General features: G+C 36.6%; 19 protein-coding genes. 1 reads left to right on the plus strand and 18 read right to left on the minus strand.

All coding sequences use genetic code 11. The features are described from left to right. Positions 1-13: 13 nt before the first annotated feature. The 4 genes from yqeH to BHF68_RS11285 form a co-directional block, all read right to left on the minus strand. Entirely contained in the window at positions 14-1,168 is a 1,155-nt protein-coding gene (yqeH, locus tag BHF68_RS11275) for a ribosome biogenesis GTPase YqeH (RefSeq protein WP_069643766.1), read from the minus strand. Next, positions 1,156-1,668: a YqeG family HAD IIIA-type phosphatase gene (locus BHF68_RS11280; RefSeq protein WP_069643877.1), complete on the minus strand. Its 513-nt coding sequence runs from the start codon at positions 1,666-1,668 to the stop codon at positions 1,156-1,158. The genes yqeH and BHF68_RS11280 overlap by 13 nt, the downstream gene beginning before the upstream one ends. Before the next feature lie 42 nt (positions 1,669-1,710). Beyond that, positions 1,711-1,866, minus strand: a complete 156-nt coding sequence (locus BHF68_RS15395; RefSeq protein WP_176719928.1) for a hypothetical protein — start codon at positions 1,864-1,866, stop codon at positions 1,711-1,713. A gap of 73 nt (positions 1,867-1,939) precedes the next feature. Continuing rightward, positions 1,940-2,341 carry an STAS domain-containing protein gene (locus tag BHF68_RS11285; RefSeq protein ID WP_069643767.1) on the minus strand — a complete coding sequence of 134 codons (402 nt, stop codon included), beginning with the start codon at positions 2,339-2,341 and terminating at the stop codon, positions 1,940-1,942. A gap of 115 nt (positions 2,342-2,456) precedes the next feature. On the opposite strand from BHF68_RS11285, the gene BHF68_RS11290 reads away from it, so the two are divergent. Then, the gene (locus BHF68_RS11290) at positions 2,457-3,044 is read left to right on the plus strand and encodes a DUF3793 family protein (RefSeq protein ID WP_069643768.1); all 588 of its coding nucleotides are present in this window, start codon (positions 2,457-2,459) and stop codon (positions 3,042-3,044) included. On the opposite strand, the gene BHF68_RS11295 is transcribed toward BHF68_RS11290, so the two are convergent. From BHF68_RS11295 to glnA, 14 genes are all read right to left on the minus strand, one after another. Then, a complete protein-coding gene (locus BHF68_RS11295; RefSeq protein WP_218070357.1) occupies positions 2,999-3,835 on the minus strand; it encodes a hydroxymethylglutaryl-CoA lyase-like TIM-barrel protein in 837 nt (278 codons plus the stop codon). The genes BHF68_RS11290 and BHF68_RS11295 overlap by 46 nt on opposite strands. 17 nt (positions 3,836-3,852) lie before the next feature. Beyond that, positions 3,853-4,953 (minus strand): homocitrate synthase/isopropylmalate synthase family protein, encoded by a 1,101-nt coding sequence (locus BHF68_RS11300; protein WP_069643769.1) that lies wholly within the window; start codon positions 4,951-4,953, stop codon positions 3,853-3,855. A 45-nt stretch (positions 4,954-4,998) separates the two neighbouring features. Then, positions 4,999-5,640: a Fe-only nitrogenase accessory AnfO family protein gene (locus BHF68_RS11305; protein WP_069643770.1), complete on the minus strand. Its 642-nt coding sequence runs from the start codon at positions 5,638-5,640 to the stop codon at positions 4,999-5,001. A gap of 36 nt (positions 5,641-5,676) precedes the next feature. Beyond that, positions 5,677-5,991 carry a 2Fe-2S ferredoxin gene (locus tag BHF68_RS11310; protein WP_069643771.1) on the minus strand — a complete coding sequence of 105 codons (315 nt, stop codon included), beginning with the start codon at positions 5,989-5,991 and terminating at the stop codon, positions 5,677-5,679. A gap of 69 nt (positions 5,992-6,060) precedes the next feature. Then, positions 6,061-7,323: a nitrogenase cofactor biosynthesis protein NifB gene (gene nifB, locus BHF68_RS11315; RefSeq protein ID WP_069643772.1), complete on the minus strand. Its 1,263-nt coding sequence runs from the start codon at positions 7,321-7,323 to the stop codon at positions 6,061-6,063. Positions 7,324-7,373: 50 nt separating this feature from the next. After that, positions 7,374-8,753 (minus strand): nitrogenase component 1, encoded by a 1,380-nt coding sequence (locus BHF68_RS11320; protein ID WP_069643773.1) that lies wholly within the window; start codon positions 8,751-8,753, stop codon positions 7,374-7,376. An 11-nt stretch (positions 8,754-8,764) separates the two neighbouring features. Next, positions 8,765-10,153, minus strand: a complete 1,389-nt coding sequence (gene nifE, locus BHF68_RS11325) for a nitrogenase iron-molybdenum cofactor biosynthesis protein NifE (protein ID WP_069643774.1) — start codon at positions 10,151-10,153, stop codon at positions 8,765-8,767. Positions 10,154-10,206: 53 nt separating this feature from the next. Further along, positions 10,207-11,577 carry a nitrogenase molybdenum-iron protein subunit beta gene (gene nifK / locus BHF68_RS11330; RefSeq protein ID WP_069643775.1) on the minus strand — a complete coding sequence of 457 codons (1,371 nt, stop codon included), beginning with the start codon at positions 11,575-11,577 and terminating at the stop codon, positions 10,207-10,209. Between the two features lies 1 nt (position 11,578). Next, positions 11,579-13,210 carry a nitrogenase molybdenum-iron protein alpha chain gene (nifD, locus tag BHF68_RS11335; RefSeq protein ID WP_069643776.1) on the minus strand — a complete coding sequence of 544 codons (1,632 nt, stop codon included), beginning with the start codon at positions 13,208-13,210 and terminating at the stop codon, positions 11,579-11,581. A gap of 34 nt (positions 13,211-13,244) precedes the next feature. Beyond that, positions 13,245-13,628 (minus strand): P-II family nitrogen regulator, encoded by a 384-nt coding sequence (locus tag BHF68_RS11340; RefSeq protein WP_069643777.1) that lies wholly within the window; start codon positions 13,626-13,628, stop codon positions 13,245-13,247. Positions 13,629-13,639: 11 nt separating this feature from the next. Further along, the gene (locus BHF68_RS11345; RefSeq protein WP_069643778.1) at positions 13,640-13,966 is read right to left on the minus strand and encodes a P-II family nitrogen regulator; all 327 of its coding nucleotides are present in this window, start codon (positions 13,964-13,966) and stop codon (positions 13,640-13,642) included. Between the two features lie 28 nt (positions 13,967-13,994). Beyond that, positions 13,995-14,819, minus strand: a complete 825-nt coding sequence (gene nifH / locus BHF68_RS11350) for a nitrogenase iron protein (protein ID WP_069643779.1) — start codon at positions 14,817-14,819, stop codon at positions 13,995-13,997. 241 nt (positions 14,820-15,060) lie between these two features. Continuing rightward, positions 15,061-15,633, minus strand: a complete 573-nt coding sequence (locus BHF68_RS11355) for an ANTAR domain-containing response regulator (RefSeq protein WP_069643780.1) — start codon at positions 15,631-15,633, stop codon at positions 15,061-15,063. Between the two features lie 37 nt (positions 15,634-15,670). Further along, the gene (glnA, locus tag BHF68_RS11360; protein ID WP_069643781.1) at positions 15,671-17,002 is read right to left on the minus strand and encodes a type I glutamate--ammonia ligase; all 1,332 of its coding nucleotides are present in this window, start codon (positions 17,000-17,002) and stop codon (positions 15,671-15,673) included. Positions 17,003-17,045: the final 43 nt, after the last annotated feature.

Genomic DNA, 17,045 nt, shown 5'->3' on the forward strand with positions numbered 1-17,045 from the left:
TCACATCTAATACTTATATAAGTGCTGTCCTCGTTCTAACCTCTGCAGCTTCTGGTACATATAATCTTAATTTTGACTTATAGCCCTTAAGTGTAATCCAACCTAAGCCTGCAATCACAACATCTATTTCCTGATAAACAGGGATATCTAGTTCAATAATTTTATTGAGTGAAAAATCCTGCGCACAATCAGCACATGGCGGTGTTAGTAAATCTTTGTTATGTGTTTGATATAAATCGTCAGCATTATCAAGTTTTGTTCTATGAACATTAAGCTCATTAGACACATAACACACAAATGGTTGTTTATCTCCTTCAAGGTAATCAAACCTAGCTAAACCTCCAAGAAATAGCGTTTGCTTACTGTTTAATTGATATATTCTTGGATTTATGCGTTTGGCTGGTATCACAGCTTGTAAGCATTTGGGGCATATTTGCTCCGTCAACCGCTCATGCTTTATAATTCCAGGAGTATCATAAATCGCATACTCACTAGACAACGGAATTTTCAGTGTCTCTACAGTAGTACCAGAGTATACAGAAGTAGTGATCTCTGGTATGTCAAACATTTTCACTTGCTCGGCCTGTCCTATTAATATGGGGACTAGACGATTTAGCAATGTTGATTTCCCTACATTTGTTGCTCCAATAACATAGATATTCTTATTAACATAATGCTTCAATACAGCATTAGCAAGATTGTCTAAATCCCAACGCTTTAATGCACTTACTAGAAACACCTTTTCTACTTGCAAGCCTTTTTGTACTAATTCATCACTTACCCATAATCTGATTCTTTCTGCATTGATATCTCTTGGTAATACGTCAGCTTTGTTGATTACTACATATATTGGAAATTCCGCAAGGTATTCAGGTACTTGACTAAGCCATGAGCCCTCAAAGTCAAAAATATCAATTACATATAAGATTGCCGCTGAACTATCTTTAGAAACTTGTCTTAAAATATTAATAAACTTTGTTTCATCTAATGTTACCTGTAATATTTCGTTATAATGCTTTATTCGATGGCAGCGCTTACAAATAAGCTTTTTTTGTTCATTATTTTTTAATTTCTTTTCAGGAACATACCCTGGTAAATTTTCAGTTTGGGATTGTAATGTAGCTCCACAGCCATAGCATTTAATATTTGCCTCCGTTAGCGAGTCCATGATATTAACCCCTTCTTAAATAAATGGCGAACTATTCTCTTTTCAATCCGTCGATTAAATTTCGTCATTAAAAATTCCTTCTCACCTATTGGGTCGACCAGTATTGTATACATACCCATACGGTTACCACCTAAAACATCAGTCAAAACCTGGTCACCAATAACAGCAGTTTTGTTTGCTGGCAATTGCAGCATCTTCAAACCCGTAACAAAACCTTTTTTCAAAGGCTTTCTAGCTTTATGAATAAATGACACATTCATTGGGTCAGCAAATTCTTTAACTCGTATTTCGTTATTATTTGATATTATAACTACCTTAATGCCTTCATCATTTAGCTCTTTGAACCACTGTATAACCTCTTGCGTCGTAGCTGGCTCATCCCATCTAACTAATGTATTGTCAAGATCCGTAAGCACGCCTTCAATGCCACGTTTTTTTAAATCCTTTGGTTTTATCTGATGAATATTCGTTACATATAAATCTGGTATAAATTTTTTCAATAAAGACAATCTGCTCACCCCAAAGTTTTCAATAAAAATATCTTAATCCTTATTTTCTCCTAAATATTTAGCAATTAACAAAAACGTAACTACAATAAATAGCACATCAAGAATTGGTTGCAGCCCAGTCCCAAACGGCCACTCCCTAGTAATTAGATGTACGACTGCAAATATAACAAATAAAATATTTGATAGCATAGTTCCTCCAATTTATAGAAGAAACACACCAGCATGCAATAATACTATGCTAGGTGTGCATAATAACAAAAAATTAATAATCACGCAATGGTAATGGCAAATCAATTTGTTCTTTCAACACCTTAAATCCTTCCTCTTTTGTCTTAACGACTGGGAAAACGAGGTGAAATTTAGATATTTTGAACAAATCATAGATAAAATCATTCGTAACTATAAGCGCCATTTTACGATCAATACTTGCAATTTGTTTAGCAAAATTAATAAGTAAACCAAAACCAGTACTATCTATGTATTCTACATCTGCCATATCGATGATATATCCGTCAGCAGAGTTATCGAATAAATTCTTTAGCCGTACTTTTGCTTCTTGTGTCGTTCCATAAGTCAGCTTACCTTTAATGGATACAATTTGCATGCCATGTTCTTTTGTTTGTGATAAATCTGGTGGTGTTAGTGAGCTTTCTTTTTCTTGCATCAACTTGCTTTCACCTCTCAACGACTTATTTATATGGATATCTTTACTTATTCATCATTATCTTAGTAAAACTACGTAATGTCAATGAATTTTGCGGTATTGGAGGCTATGGATATTGAATAATCTAACTAAAGATTTCATATTATTACGTTCACATTTAGACGATAGACAATATCTTCAAGCAACCATTCAATTTCATGCAGCACCTGTTACTGCAATGGCTAAACCTTCAGTGTTACTAAGTTTTACTGACAAAAACAGGAGCTCATTAAGATTATGGAATGAATTTGCGTCAGAAACAAATGTTTTAATTAACGATAATCAGCTTACCTATATTGAATTGAAAAAAAGTGCTTCATCCTCATTAGTACTTTTTTATAACCGCCAAATATTAGAACAAGCGATTTTCACTTCAAATGTTATGCAATTTTTACAATCATACGGTTATAAGACCCAGACATCGCTTGATAACATAATATATATATTAAAACAACGCTTCAAAAATGCATGCCCCCATGAAGTTGGGGTATTCCTTGGGATACCTATGAACGACGTAATTGGTTTTATCAATAATAAAGGCCGGAATTATTTGTATTGCGGATATTGGAAGGTATACTCATGTGTCTATACAGCTAAAAAGACTTTTTCCACTTATAATCAAGCTAAGGAAAAAGTCTTGGAGGAGCTAAGTTTGCGGTTGTAAAAAATATTCATTATTTCATCTTGAACATCACCTAGCCGTTTTAAGGTTTCTTTGATTTTGCGATCATGTTTCATTTGCATGTCATAAGCTTGCAACAGATGTAGTAAATTACAGTTGCCAGTTCGTTCTCCGACACCACCAATTGTACAATCTACATACTTTACACCAGCACGCACACTTGCTAACGAGTTAGCTACTGCCATGCCAAAATCATTATGGGTGTGAATTGCAAGCGGAATATCTATTTGATGATTTAAATAAAAGATGTCCTCATAGGCTTTTTTAGTAGTTAATACTCCAACGGTATCAGCATATCTAACCCTAGATGCACCTAATTGTTTAGCTATTATGCATAATTCTAATAAGAAACCTAAATCAGCCCTAGACGCATCCTCTAAGCCAACATGGATTTCAAAACCTTTTTTCCTAGCATAATCTATGCATTTTTTCATCTGTTCTTTAACCCAAGTTCGGTTTTTCTTTAGCTTCTCTTGAATATGCAAATCAGATGCAGGAACTGATATATGTATAATATCAACTCCGCACTCTACAGATGCTTGTATGTCGTTTATGTTCATACGGTTCCATGTAGCTATTTTGCTTTTTAGTCCAAGATTAACTATGTTTTTTATGCTCTCTACTTCAATACCGCCAATCGCTGGTGTTCCAGCCTCTATCTGTCTTACACCAATATAGTCTAACAGGGTAGCAATTTTGCTTTTTTCCTCTACGTTTAACGCAATCCCTGCCTGTTGTTCTCCATCCCGTAATGTAGTATCAACAATATACACGTTTATCACTCCCTTTCTTAGCAAGTATTACTTTCAATCTGCTTAATCATTGATAATAGTTCTTCATCACAAATTGAACGCTTTAAGTTGATGCTATTATTTCTAATTGTTTCTAGTAAGATTGGTATTTGTGTACAAGTAAGCGGGATTTTCCATTTTTTTATTTGAGTTTGCAATGACTTACAGCCTGAATGCTTACCTAATAAAAGTTTTCGGTTTTGACCTACAAATTCTGGTGCATATGGTTCGTAGGTAGCATGATTTTTGGCAATCCCATCTGCGTGCACTCCCGACTCATATTTAAATATACCATCACCTATAATAGGCTTATTGTGTGCTATTTTATTCCCAGTTGCTTGTTCGTACGCTTTTGCCGTTGTTTGTATAAAAGATAGCTCTTTAATTCCTGTATACTCTTGATTACTTAAGATTGTCAGTGACATAACTATCTCTTCTAATGGAGTGTACTGCGAACTCATCCCTCCATTTATATGGGTAGTTATGGAATCAACTCCTTGCTCAACTGCATTAAAGCTAATAGCAGTCGCTGTATATGCATCATTTCTAGCACACACATTAATTTTTACCTGCAATTCTTTTTTAATAAGCATAATATAGTTCTCATACAATGGTAGTACTGTTCGCTGTAAGCCAGATAACCTAAGCACACTTACTCCATACCTTCGAACAACTTGCTTTAGTTGCTGCCAATTATCTTGCTTAAATAATTCAAAGAAATCAGCAACGGACACCTCTACCATAATATTTTTTAATTTGCTAAGTAATATTGGATCAAACGATAAAATGTCTTTAACTGGAATAATTAAAATTTCGACTTTCTCGGAAAGGGTCTTGGTCAATACACTTACTTGCTCATGTCTATCGTATTTTGAATCGTCGCATAAACGGTATGCTAAGGAAACTGGTTTAAGTATACTTAAAATGTCCTTTGACTGTGATTCGTTGCATATATTTATGAGGTATTGCAATGTGTCCTTATTAACTTCAAAAGTTTTAACCCCTGCCCCTATGAGCCCTTCTAAAATATCTTTAATTGCGTAAAAATCTGCTCTTTCATTACAAATAGTGATTAGTGTTTTATCGATAATTGTTAACATGTTTTCACCCCATCCACTCCAATCTTAAATTATTGCAGCGAAATGCTATTTGCATATTTTTTTAGTAATAAGTACCCTTAACTCTTTCTCATTAATTCTTTCTATCTTACTCGATAAGGCACGACTCACAATTTCTGCTTCTAACCAAGGAGGTATATGACTACAGTAAACCTCTAGTTTATAATATAACCCCTTTTTCAAAATAGGTAATAGCACTTGCTTAGATGTAATACCTAAGTTATTTCCCTGTATTTTTGTTAGAGACACTTGATAATGACCATTACCAAAATCTTTTGGCCCAATCGCCTCAAGCTGTTGCTTTTTTCGTAGCTCGGTTATTTCAAGCTCGCTTTGCTCTAATAGCTCTTGCTTATAAACATGCTCTAAATAGTCTGTAGGCGTTCCTTCAAACTCCCATATATTTATACCAGCCTTCTCAAATTCAAAATAAGGTACCCCCGAAACAGACTGCCCAATAAATGTTTTACAATCACCTAAGCTATTTATAATGGCACCCATTATATCCCGTAATTGTGCCATGTTTTTAATTCCATCCATAGTAAAAGGTTTAGTTGTCTCTAATTCCCATTGACCTTGGTATTTTTTATATACTACGATATTTCCACTGTTATTTAGAGGAGTGATATTACCCTCTTCATCAATAAAGGATGCAATTCGTTTAGCCATTATTTCCACTCCATTCTGTCAAAACCATTTATAAAATTACTTATAAATTTGCAGACGTTCTATAGGTTTATCTTCTTCAATATGCTGTTCAATGATTTCCTCTACGTCGCCTTCACTAACACTGCCGTACCATATGTTATCAGGATATACAATTACGACTGGCCCTTTTTCACATATTGCTAGACAGCCTGTGTTTGTTACCATCACATCACCACTCAAATCACGCTCCATTAATTCCTCCATAAACATTTCTACTAGATTTACTGCATCGTTACTATGACAGTATCCCTTTTGTTGTCCGTTGATTCTAGAGCTGCTACATACAAAAATGTGCTTTACTGGTTTTCCCATAAGGTTTTCCCCCTGACTTGTTTTTCTATTTTCATGTTTATTAAATACTTGATTTATTAAATAACTGATTTATGCAAGGCATTTAGCTACATACTCAAGACTAGTATCTATGGTTTCATAATGCTGGTAGCTACGGATCCCTTGTTCTAATAGCTTTTGCTCAGCAGAGTGGCCAATTCTCAAAGATAATACGGCATCACAATCAGCTAGCATTGCAATTATTTGCTGCCTTTTATCATCCTGACATTGTTCATTTCCATTGCAATACTTACCAACACTGCGTTTTTCCAGCAATTGATGCGCATCAGCCTTGATTTCATATATTAAAAATTCAGTAGCATGACCAAAATGCTGATCGACAATTTTGCCTGATTTGCTCGCTACAGCGACCCTGTATTTTGAATTAAAAGGTGTTGAACTGACTAATTTGTTATCATTGTTCGTCTCGCATTCTCGAAACTCAATAGAGCGGTCTTGACCAAGCAAACCAATTGCATCAGCCCTACATTGCTTACAGTGATGCATCTGATTTATATCTAACTCACAGATAGCACGCATTTCTTTAATATCCTTCATACTTGTTTGCGTATATGCTTCAAACGCACTACCTTTAGCTGGTATTAGGGGCATAATATTCGTCATAAACGCTCCAAGTGACTTAACTTTTTTTACTACTTCAGGTATATGCTTGTCGTTGACATCTCTAATCATCACAATGTTTACTTTTACCATAACACCCTTTTTTGTTAACATTTCTAGACCTTGTAATTGATTGAAGATTAAAATCTCTGCGGCGTGCTTTCCTTCATAAGCAACACCATCATATACAACATGCTTGTAGATTTCAGAACCTATAATAGGGTCTAACGCATTAATTGTTATCGTTACATGATTCACACCTAGTTCAACAATTTCATCAGCATATCTTGGTAGCATCAATCCATTTGTCGATAGGCAAAATATCACATCATCACTATGCTGCTTAATTAAAGCTATTGTCGATTTCGTTTGCTCCCAATTTGCCAAGGCATCTCCTGGCCCTGCAATTCCAACAACCGTTAACTGCTTAATCGCTTCCTTAACTTTGATAAATTTAGCTAGTGCTTGTTCAGGCTTTAATACTTCACTTGTAACACCCGGTCTGCTTTCATTCATGCAATCATATTTGCGGTTGCAATAGTTACAGCTAATATTGCATTTAGGAGCCACTGGAAGGTGCATCCTAGCAAAGGTGTGATGGGCATCCTCTGAATAACAGGGGTGCATTTTCGCTTGTTCCATCGCCTGTTTCGAAAATCCTCCACATGCAGACATACTTGTTTTGCAAGCCATAACTATCAACTCCTTCTATATTTAGATTACTTTATTTAAAGTCATTTTTATTAAATCGTTTTTGCTTTTTTGTAGTATTCTTGATACATGTTTGTTCGATAATGTAAGTACTTATTTTCGAGTAGTGTATTCGTAATTCTGTCTAGAAACACCGTCGTTCCCAAATATCCGATAGAAAGTAAACGTTGCCCACCTACCCGATCATGTATTGGAAACCCATGTCTGACAAGGGGGATTCCTTCCTTTTCTGTCAGATATCTTCCATCAGAATGACCAATTGCTATATTTGCTTTCGCCTCTACAGCGGCTGCCCGAATTACCGAAAAATCAGTCTCCTGTATTATATTTACGGCATCTTGATTTACTAGCTTTCGCTTAAGCCCTGGTTGTAATAATTTAGACAACTTTGTTGTTTTACTACCTGTTGCTATTACATTTGGAGTAATACCATTTTCCAAACATAATGTTGCCACTGAAAAAGCCTGCTCTGGTTCACCATAGACAACAGCTCTACCCTGCGCATTATATTTATGGGAATCTATCATTGCGTCGATTAATCGACCACGTTCTTTTTTGATAGAGTCTGGCATTGTTAAATTAGTAATTTGCTGTATTGTCTCAAATAACAAGTCTGTGTTTTCTATTCCTAGCGGAATTGGTAGATTATATAAAGGAACTCCATAGGTATCATAGAGATATTTTCCTGGAGATAGTGCATCCTCAACTGTTGTAGCAAATTGTATCGTAGCTTTTGCCCCAGCCATTTGTTCAATTTCTTTAATTGTTGTTCCACCTTCAGGAACTTTTTTATATGTCTTTTCATAAGGTCGATCTAAAGTTTCTGAAAAATCAGGAAATATTGTGTACTTAATATCCATAGTGTCTAGTAATCGCTTCAATTCCCTTATATCAGCAGGACTAATATTAGGAATAATTATATTTAGTTTTTCATGGGGCTGAGTTGCTTTGGTAATAGTCTTGAGAATTTGTCTAAGCGTTGTAAAATATCCTTCAAAATGACTGCCACCATAACCTGGTGTACTGCCAGGTATGATAGTACTACTTACGTCTGGATTTTCTTTTAAAAAATCAGCAACTATACGTTCTACGTCCTCGCCAATTGTCTCAGCTAAGCATGTTGTTAAAACTCCTACAATTTTAGGTTCGTATACCATAATTATATTTATTAAGCCTTGCTTAAGATTTTTTTCTCCGCCATAGACTGTGCCTTTCTCATTTAAAGAAGACGAGCCAACATCGATTGGTTCATTGTAATGCTCGGCCATATGTCTTCTCATGTAAGTACTACATCCTTGCGAGCCGTGTAACATGACCATTGCCCCTTCAATTCCTTTATAGGGTAAGATTCCGCCCATCGGCATACACATATTACAAGGATTTTCATTGGTGCTTTTATAATTCAATGTCATTGGAATCCCTCCTAAACATATTTCCATACGGGCGAACAAACCGTAGAATGTACTTCTGTTGCAAAATTTACTGCACCGATGAAGCCACTCAATGGATGTTTACGGTCATGATTATGGTCTATAAATGCTACTCCTAATTTATAAGCCAATGGCCGCTCTTTAACACCACCAACTAACAAATCAGCAGCTTTTTCTGTCATAAACTGTTCAAGCTCAGAAGGATTTGCATCGTCTAATATAACCGTACCTGCTGTAGCTAAATCTGCTATAGTATCGTATTCTTCTTTTCTCCCTGTTTGTGTTCCAACCATGACTACTTCAATTCCAATTTCATTAAATTGTTTAATTAGTGATATTGCTTTAAAGCCTCCACCTACGTAGATAGCTGCCTTTTTTCCTTGCAGTTGCTGTTTATACCAGTGTAATGTTTTTGCAATTTGGCTTTCTTCTCTAGCAATTAACTTTTCTGTCTTTTCTTCTAATTCAATATTTTGAAAGAAATGCGCAATTCTACGTAATGACTCTTTTGTGTCTTCAATTCCTAAAAATGAAATATGCATATAAGGAATTCCATATAGTTCTTCCATTTTCTTTGCAAGATATGTCATTGAACCAGCACACTGAATTATATTTAATTCAGCATCTGTTGCTTTTTTCAGCGCCTCATAGTTAGCATCACCTGTGAATGTTACATTAATATCAATTCCAATTTCTTTTAAGTATCCTTGAATAATCCAGGCTTCTGCGGCTAAGTTAAAATCACCTAAATAATTGATAACCCTTTTGCAGTTTGATTTTCTTTCAATTATTGCCTGACTTGTAGTCTCTTCTGGTTTAATAATTTTTAATATTGCATCACAGGCAGCACGATAGCCTGCGGCTTTATTACCTATAAATCCACTCGATTGCACAGGTATAATTTCAATTCCATATTGCAGAGACTTCTTTTTACAGACTGCATCAAGATCATCTCCAATCACACCTACAATACAAGTTGAATATACAAACATTAACTTCGGATGATATTCATCAACCAGTTCATCGATTGCTTGCTCTAGCTTTTTCTCTCCACCAAAAATAACGTCTTTCTCTTTCATATCTGTTGAAAAGCTGTTTCGGTATAATTCCGACCCACTACTAAGACTGCCTCTTATATCCCAAGTGTAACTGGCGCAACCTATAGGACCATGAACCAAATGTATGGCATCAGTGATTGGATTTAGCACAACACGTGCCCCACAAAAAACACACGCCCTTTGACTCATTGAGCCTGCAACGCTGTCTGTATCACATTTGACCTGTGACTTTTGATGTCCTTTCATGCTGATAGATTCGCTTCTTTCTGCAATAAATGATTTTTTTTTTGATTTTGTGCTATCCAATTTCACCACCACCTTCATAAAAAGTTTAGTCTAGGGGCGAAAAACACCCCTAAACAATTGTAAATATATTTTTACATAACTAATTCGAAGTCTTCTTCAGCAGCATCGCGATCTTGGCGCTCTAACAATGCGTTACTAATCATTTCTAGCAATCTCATTGCCCCTTTGTAGCCAACAATAGGCATATACGAATGTACACTTCGATCTAAAATCGGAAATCCCACACGAAAAAATGGAACATCTTCAGCTCTTGCAATGTACTTACCGTATGTGTTACCTATTAGCAAATCTACTGGTTGGTTTTTAATCCATTGCTGCAATGTAAATAAATCTCCTGCAGCCTTTACGTTTGAGCCTTCAATTCCAGCCGCTGCTAATATTTCCTTAACTTCTTCTTCGAATTTCTTCCCTGGTGTCCCTGTCAATACATGAACAGGTGTCATACCAAGACTTAACAAATATTCCGTTAAAGCGATTACTATATCTGGATCTCCAAATACAGCGACCCTTTTCCCATGGAAATGGAAATGGGTGTCAGTCATTATATCAACCAATTGCCCTCGTTCTTCTTCCAGCGACTTAGGTATCTCTTTACTAAATTTATTACTTAAAGCCATTACATACTCGTCAGTTGCTTTTATCCCAATTGGTGTTTTCAACACAATAGGCTCTATCTTACACTTTCTCTCTAGGTGATACGCTGCATCAGCAGATGCATAACTCCCCAACGCGTAAGTTGCTTTTGAATTTCCTGTATCCTTCAATTGCGAAATTGTTGTTCCACCCTTTGGAAACATTTCGTGCTTCCCTGTCATCGGTGAATCGACTACACCAGATGTATCAGGAAACATTATATATTCGATATCCATAGCTTCTGTGATACGCTTAATTTCGCGCATGTCTCCAGGGTTTACAAAGCCAGGTATAATATTTGCCTGTTGCTTTTTAGTTTCTTCCGTAGCCTCAGATAGATATTGCACCATCCCCTTTGTCATGTTAGAAAAACCTGTTACATGAGAGCCAGCATAACTAGGTGTATTGGCGTGAATGACTAATTTACCCTCTGGAACATCTGCGGATTTGATGATTGTTGGTAAATCGTCACCAATTGTTTCACTTAGACAAGTCGTATGGACAGCCATAACTTCTGGGTTATACACATTAAACACATTTTTAATCGCTGTCTTTAAGTTCGCACCACCACCAAACACTGATGCTCCTTCAGTAAATGAACTTGTTGTAGCCATGATTGGGTCACGGAAATGCCTAGTTAAATGCATCCTGTGATAAGAACAACAACCTTGCGAACCATGACTATGTGGTAGACAACTATGGATTCCTAATGCGGCATACATAGCTCCTATAGGTTGACAGGTTTTAGCAGGGTTAATCATCCCGCCACTTTTTCTATCGGTAATTTCTTTAGGTGTTGCATCTAACATATTACTCGCCTCCTTCTGTGACAGTACCTTCTAATGTGGGAGAACTTTTCCATGGTGGAACGATGTAGTTCCATGTCGGAGATGTAAATCCCATAGTTACATCTTCCGCAAACTTCACTGCCCCTTTAAATCCTGCATAAGGGCCACTATAGTCGTAGGAGTGTAATTGCTTAGATGGGATACCCATTTTCTGTATCACATATTTATCCTTAATTCCTGATGCCAAAATATCTGGCTTAAGCAGCTTGATAAATTCTTCTGTTTCATAATGATTCAAGTCGTCAACTATAAATGTTCCATCATCCATATCTTTGATCATACCGTTATAGTAGCTTAATGGAATTTTGTCTTTAATTTCTTCTAAGCGCTCTTTTGGAATTTTTAATTTATAACGCTTTTCATCCTTTGTTACTTTGATTTCTTCAATATTCTTGTTATCTGCATCCATTTTAATGTTCGGAATAACTTCTCGACCTTCATAGTCGTCTCTGTGGGCAAATTCATAGCCAGCTAAAACAGTGTCAATGCCGATTTCTTTAAACAGCCCTTGGTAATGATGGCCACGGGATCCTCCCACGAAACAAAATGCTGTTTTCCCTTCACAGAGCTTCTTATATTGCTCCATTACTACTTCAACCTGTGCTAGTTCCTTAGCAATGACCTCTTCTGTTTTTTGTATTAGAGCTGGATCGCCGAAATACAAGGCCATGTCGCGTAGCGATTGAGCTGTACTTTGGACACCAATAAAATTGACTTTTAGCCATGGTGTACCGTATTTCTCCTCTAGCATCTCGGCTATATAGTTAATAGAACGGTGGCACTGGACTAGATTTAACTCTGCAGTATGTGCGTCTTTTAATTGCTCATAAGATCCGTCACCTGTCATAACCGATACAACATGATAGCCAATATCCTTTAATACACGTTCAATTTCCCAGCTATCGCCGCCAATGTTATATTCACCTAAAATATTAATAGCGTATTTGCCTGCTGGTTCTTCCAAATCACTACTACCTATAATCCGTTGCATTAACACATTATTTGCAATATGGTGACCTGCAGATTGACTAACTCCTTTGTATCCTTCACAGTTAAAGGACATTACAGGTATTCCGTACTTCTTTTCTGCTGCTTTTGCAACAGATCCAATATCGTCACCTATTAGACCTACTGGACAGGTCGCCGTAATAGTTACTGCTTTTGGTTTCATTGTTTCTACAACTTCATCAATCATGGCGATTAACTTCTTTTCACCACCAAAAACTACGTCACTTTCCTGCATGTCAGTTGAAAAAGCATAGTTAATTAAATTAACTTCACCCTCGGCAGTCTTTGCCTTATTTCTTCTTGTGCCCCATGCGTAGTAGCTACAGCCAATCGGGCCGTGGACAATATGGGCCATGTCTTTAATAGGACCAAGTACAACACCTTTACAACCTGCAAATGCACATCCTCGATTAGTCATGATTCCTGGTAGAGTTCGCGTGTTCGCTGTAATCTCTTGGGCACCTTCAGATGTATCACGGACAACAATATGACTCCGTCTGTTTTTCTTTGTTTTAGCTGGATACGCTTCTAATATTTTTTCTAACGCTTTTTTGCGCTTCTCTATTTCATGTTTACTGAGAGCCATTATGCTAACCTCCTTAATCGTCGTTTCAATTTAGCTATACAGCTTCTTCTCCTTGTTCGCCCGTACGAATTCTAATAGCATCTGCTAATGGGAGAACAAAGATTTTGCCATCTCCACGGTTACCTTCTTGGTTAACTGAGATAATTGTGTCCACAGCTTTTTTTACCTCGTCGCTGGGAACTGTCAATAACAGTAATCGCTTAGGTACTAGACGACCGCCCGTTAAAATGCTTTCCATAAACTTTTCACGAACTTCTTCTTGTGCGGCATCTAACTTATCAAGTTCAGACAAATCAGTGAGCATCTTACCTCTACCTACCGCTTTCATTGCAGTAAGTCCATTAAAACCCGCTTCTACCAATGCTTTTTTCGTTTGAGCCACCTTGTTCATGCGTATAATAGCCATTATTTCTTTCATAGTTAGCCCCCCTATAGACCTTTAAGGCCACTACTAATCGTGTAGGCTTCTTCTACTGGTGAGATGAAGATTTTCCCATCTCCAAATGCTCCAGCCTGACCTGTTTTTGCTTTGCGGGCTATAATTGACACTACATCGTCTTTACACTCATCTTCGATAACAAAAATCAGCATTTCTTTTGGTATTTCATCGTACACAACATTTCCAACCTTAACACCGCGCTGCTTACCACGACCGACAACATCTAACTTGGTTACTGCAGGGTAGCCTGCTTCATTTAATTCAGCTAATATTTCACTACTTTTTTCAGGTCTTACAATCGCCTTTACCATTAACATACTTTCTGCCTCCTTTAGCTACTGTTTTTTATAAATTCATAAAACCATGTTCCATCATTAGTTCCTCTAGACGATCTGTATGCATTGGCTTAGGAATGACAAACATTTTGTTATTATCAATCGCTGTAGCTAGTGCAATATATTCCTGGGCTTGATTACATTCTGGGTTAAAATCAATTACTGTTTTCTTGTTGATTTCAGCATGCTGAACAATGTTATCCCTAGGCACAAAATGAATTAACTGCGAACCAATTTCTTCAGCAAATGCAGTTAATAATTCTAATTCTTTATCTACCTTACGACTGTTACAGATGATCCCACCCAAACGAACTCCACCGCTATCTGCGTACTTTTGGATTCCTTTCGCTATATTGTTAGCAGCATATAGTGCCATTAACTCACCAGATGCTACAATATAAATCTCCTGTGCCTTTCCTTCACGTATCGGCATTGCGAACCCACCACATACAACGTCACCTAATACATCGTAGAAAACATAGTCCAAGTCCCTTTCATATGCACCTAATGACTCTAGCATATTAATAGATGTGATAATCCCACGTCCAGCGCAACCAACACCAGGCTCAGGACCTCCAGATTCTACGCAATCAATATCCCCAAACCCTGGCTTCATGATGTCATCAAGTTCTATATCTTCACCTTCATCACGTAGTGTATCTAGAACTGTTTTTTGGCATAATCCATCAAGCAACAAACGTGTTGAATCTGCCTTCGGGTCGCAACCAACAATCATAATTTTCTTCTTTAACACAGAGGCTAAAGCACCTGTTAAATTCTGTGTCGTTGTTGATTTTCCAATTCCACCTTTACCATAAATCGCTACCTGTCTCATAATAATTCCTCCTAATTTTTAAAAATAAAGTTGTAGTTTGCGCGTTCTTTTTTAACGTTTTTGATCCCTCCTTAATACAAGTAACGCTTTATGTTTGAATATAAAAAAGGCGTCAATAGTGCTACACAGCATAATTCACCTGTGCATCCTATTGACACCTTTGTCTAATAGTTTATTACAATAACGTCATTGCTATTGTCCTGTATAAAATTATAATCTAGCTTAATTTCAAAGCCTATAACTAACTATAAGTTATAATAATAGCATTGGCTACTTCCTTCATTGGAAGACATTTATCCATGCTAATTTTTTGAACATGTCTGAAAGCTTCATCCTCAGTCATATCAAGCTCTTTCATAAGTAAACCTTTTGCCTTTTCTACTACCTTACGAGTTTCTAATGTCTTCTTTAGCTTATCAATTTCTTGTTCCATTTTTTTTGTGCGCTTAAACATGGCATGGGCAACCTCAACATTTGAGACTAGCATAGTATCTGGTAATTGTTTTAACATGTAAAAGTAAAACCATAATTCTTTTGCTTTTTCCACTAATTGTTTTTGGAGCTGTTGTGTTAACACTATAAGTGCTGAACACGGATCTTGCTCAATAATTTCTATAAGATTGGTTATATTTACATTCATACAATCTCCATCAACTATGATTAAATCTGGCAATCTACTCTTGACTAAGCGTAGTGCTGCTGATTGATGATCAGCTTCACCAATTACTGAATGCCCTGAATTCATGAACAAGCGTTTCAAGTGTATTTTATAATTTACATCATCAGTTACAATGATAACACGTGTGCTGTTCATATGAGCACCCCACTTTCAAAACAAGACTTTACATTTATCAGTATTTACTTATATAGTAATCTCTCTCCCAGTGATGCACAGTAGCCAGATAATCACTCCACTCTCGTTTTTTCAGTGATATGAATTGCTCAGATATATAAAAACCTATTGCATTCTTTATTATTTCATCACTTTCTAGATGTCCTAAAGCCTCACCTATACTTAGTGGAAGCATTTCTATACCTTTTGCTTTTTTTTCTTCGTCTGTAAATGAATATACGTTCGTATTAATTGGTTCTGGCGGTGTTAATTTCTTCTTTATACCCTCCAAACCTGCTCTAAGCATCACTGCCAGAGCCAAGTATGGGTTACACGCAGCATCTGGGCTTCTTAGTTCTATCCTTGTCGACAATTCCTTTTTTTCAGGGACTCTTATAAATGCACCACGGTTTTTAGAAGACCAAGCAATATATATAGGAGCATCATATCCTGGTACCAACCTCTTATAAGAATTAACAGTAGAATTTGTTATTGCTGTAATTGCTTTTGCGTGTTTGAGTAATCCACCTATATAATATAAAGCATCATCACTTAATTCCATTGGTGCACGCGCGTCCCAAAATGCGTTGCTATTATTATTTTTGAAAAGCGATTGGTGTGTATGCATTCCAGAACCATCAATTCCCGATATAGGTTTTGGCATAAATGTAGCATGTAGACCATAGTTTTTTGCAATGCTTTTTACTACCGTCCTAAAAGTTACTATCTTATCTGCCATATCTAATGCATCTGAGTAGCGAAATCTAATTTCATGCTGTCCTTCAGCTACCTCATGATGGGATGATTCTACTTCAAAGCCAATCTGCTCTAATGCTAAAACCATCTCTCTGCGGGCATCATCACCTACATCTGAAGTTGACATATCAAAATATCCAGCTCTATCATTCGTGTTAATTGTAGGACAGTCTTTTTGATTTGTTAGGAATAAAAAAAACTCAAGCTCTACACCAGCATTCATCATATAGCCAAGCTGTTCTGCCTCACGAAGCACCTTCTTCAAAGTATATCTGGAGCAGCCGTCAAATGGTTTTTTTTCTAATGTGTATATATCACATATCAGTCTCGCCACCCTAGCTTTAGCTGTTCTCCAGGGTAAGACAACAAATGTATTAATATCAGGTATTAAATAATATTCTGAATTATCGATGTCATTGAAACCATCAATAGATGTAGCATCAAATATGACCTCACCATTCAAAGCTTTTTTGAGTTGTTTCACTGGAATTGCTATGTTTTTAACTCTCCCCACAATATCAACAAACTGAAGCCGTATGAATTTGATATTAAACTCTGTTGCAATTCTAATGATTTCAGCCTTAGCCAGTTCCAATCAGCGCACCTCCTAGATAATCTTTTTTAAATTATCTGTTTTA

The sequence above is a fragment of the Desulfuribacillus alkaliarsenatis genome (assembly GCF_001730225.1).
Classification (GTDB): Bacteria; Bacillota; Bacilli; order Desulfuribacillales; family Desulfuribacillaceae; genus Desulfuribacillus; species Desulfuribacillus alkaliarsenatis.

Excerpts from the sequence above, each read along its gene's own strand:
- yqeH (WP_069643766.1), bottom strand. The coding sequence starts at position 1,168 with ATGGACTCGCTAACGGAGGCAAATATTAAATGCTATGGCTGTGGAGCT.
- BHF68_RS15395 (WP_176719928.1), bottom strand. The coding sequence starts at position 1,866 with ATGCTATCAAATATTTTATTTGTTATATTTGCAGTCGTACATCTAATT.
- BHF68_RS11285 (WP_069643767.1), bottom strand. The coding sequence starts at position 2,341 with ATGCAAGAAAAAGAAAGCTCACTAACACCACCAGATTTATCACAAACA.
- BHF68_RS11300 (WP_069643769.1), bottom strand. The coding sequence starts at position 4,953 with ATGTTAACAATTATCGATAAAACACTAATCACTATTTGTAATGAAAGA.
- BHF68_RS11305 (WP_069643770.1), bottom strand. The coding sequence starts at position 5,640 with ATGGCTAAACGAATTGCATCCTTTATTGATGAAGAGGGTAATATCACT.
- BHF68_RS11310 (WP_069643771.1), bottom strand. The coding sequence starts at position 5,991 with ATGGGAAAACCAGTAAAGCACATTTTTGTATGTAGCAGCTCTAGAATC.
- nifB (WP_069643772.1), bottom strand. The coding sequence starts at position 7,323 with ATGGCTTGCAAAACAAGTATGTCTGCATGTGGAGGATTTTCGAAACAG.
- BHF68_RS11320 (WP_069643773.1), bottom strand. The coding sequence starts at position 8,753 with ATGACATTGAATTATAAAAGCACCAATGAAAATCCTTGTAATATGTGT.
- nifE (WP_069643774.1), bottom strand. The coding sequence starts at position 10,153 with ATGAAGGTGGTGGTGAAATTGGATAGCACAAAATCAAAAAAAAAATCA.
- nifK (WP_069643775.1), bottom strand. The coding sequence starts at position 11,577 with ATGTTAGATGCAACACCTAAAGAAATTACCGATAGAAAAAGTGGCGGG.
- nifD (WP_069643776.1), bottom strand. The coding sequence starts at position 13,210 with ATGGCTCTCAGTAAACATGAAATAGAGAAGCGCAAAAAAGCGTTAGAA.
- BHF68_RS11340 (WP_069643777.1), bottom strand. The coding sequence starts at position 13,628 with ATGAAAGAAATAATGGCTATTATACGCATGAACAAGGTGGCTCAAACG.
- BHF68_RS11345 (WP_069643778.1), bottom strand. The coding sequence starts at position 13,966 with ATGTTAATGGTAAAGGCGATTGTAAGACCTGAAAAAAGTAGTGAAATA.
- nifH (WP_069643779.1), bottom strand. The coding sequence starts at position 14,819 with ATGAGACAGGTAGCGATTTATGGTAAAGGTGGAATTGGAAAATCAACA.
- BHF68_RS11355 (WP_069643780.1), bottom strand. The coding sequence starts at position 15,633 with ATGAACAGCACACGTGTTATCATTGTAACTGATGATGTAAATTATAAA.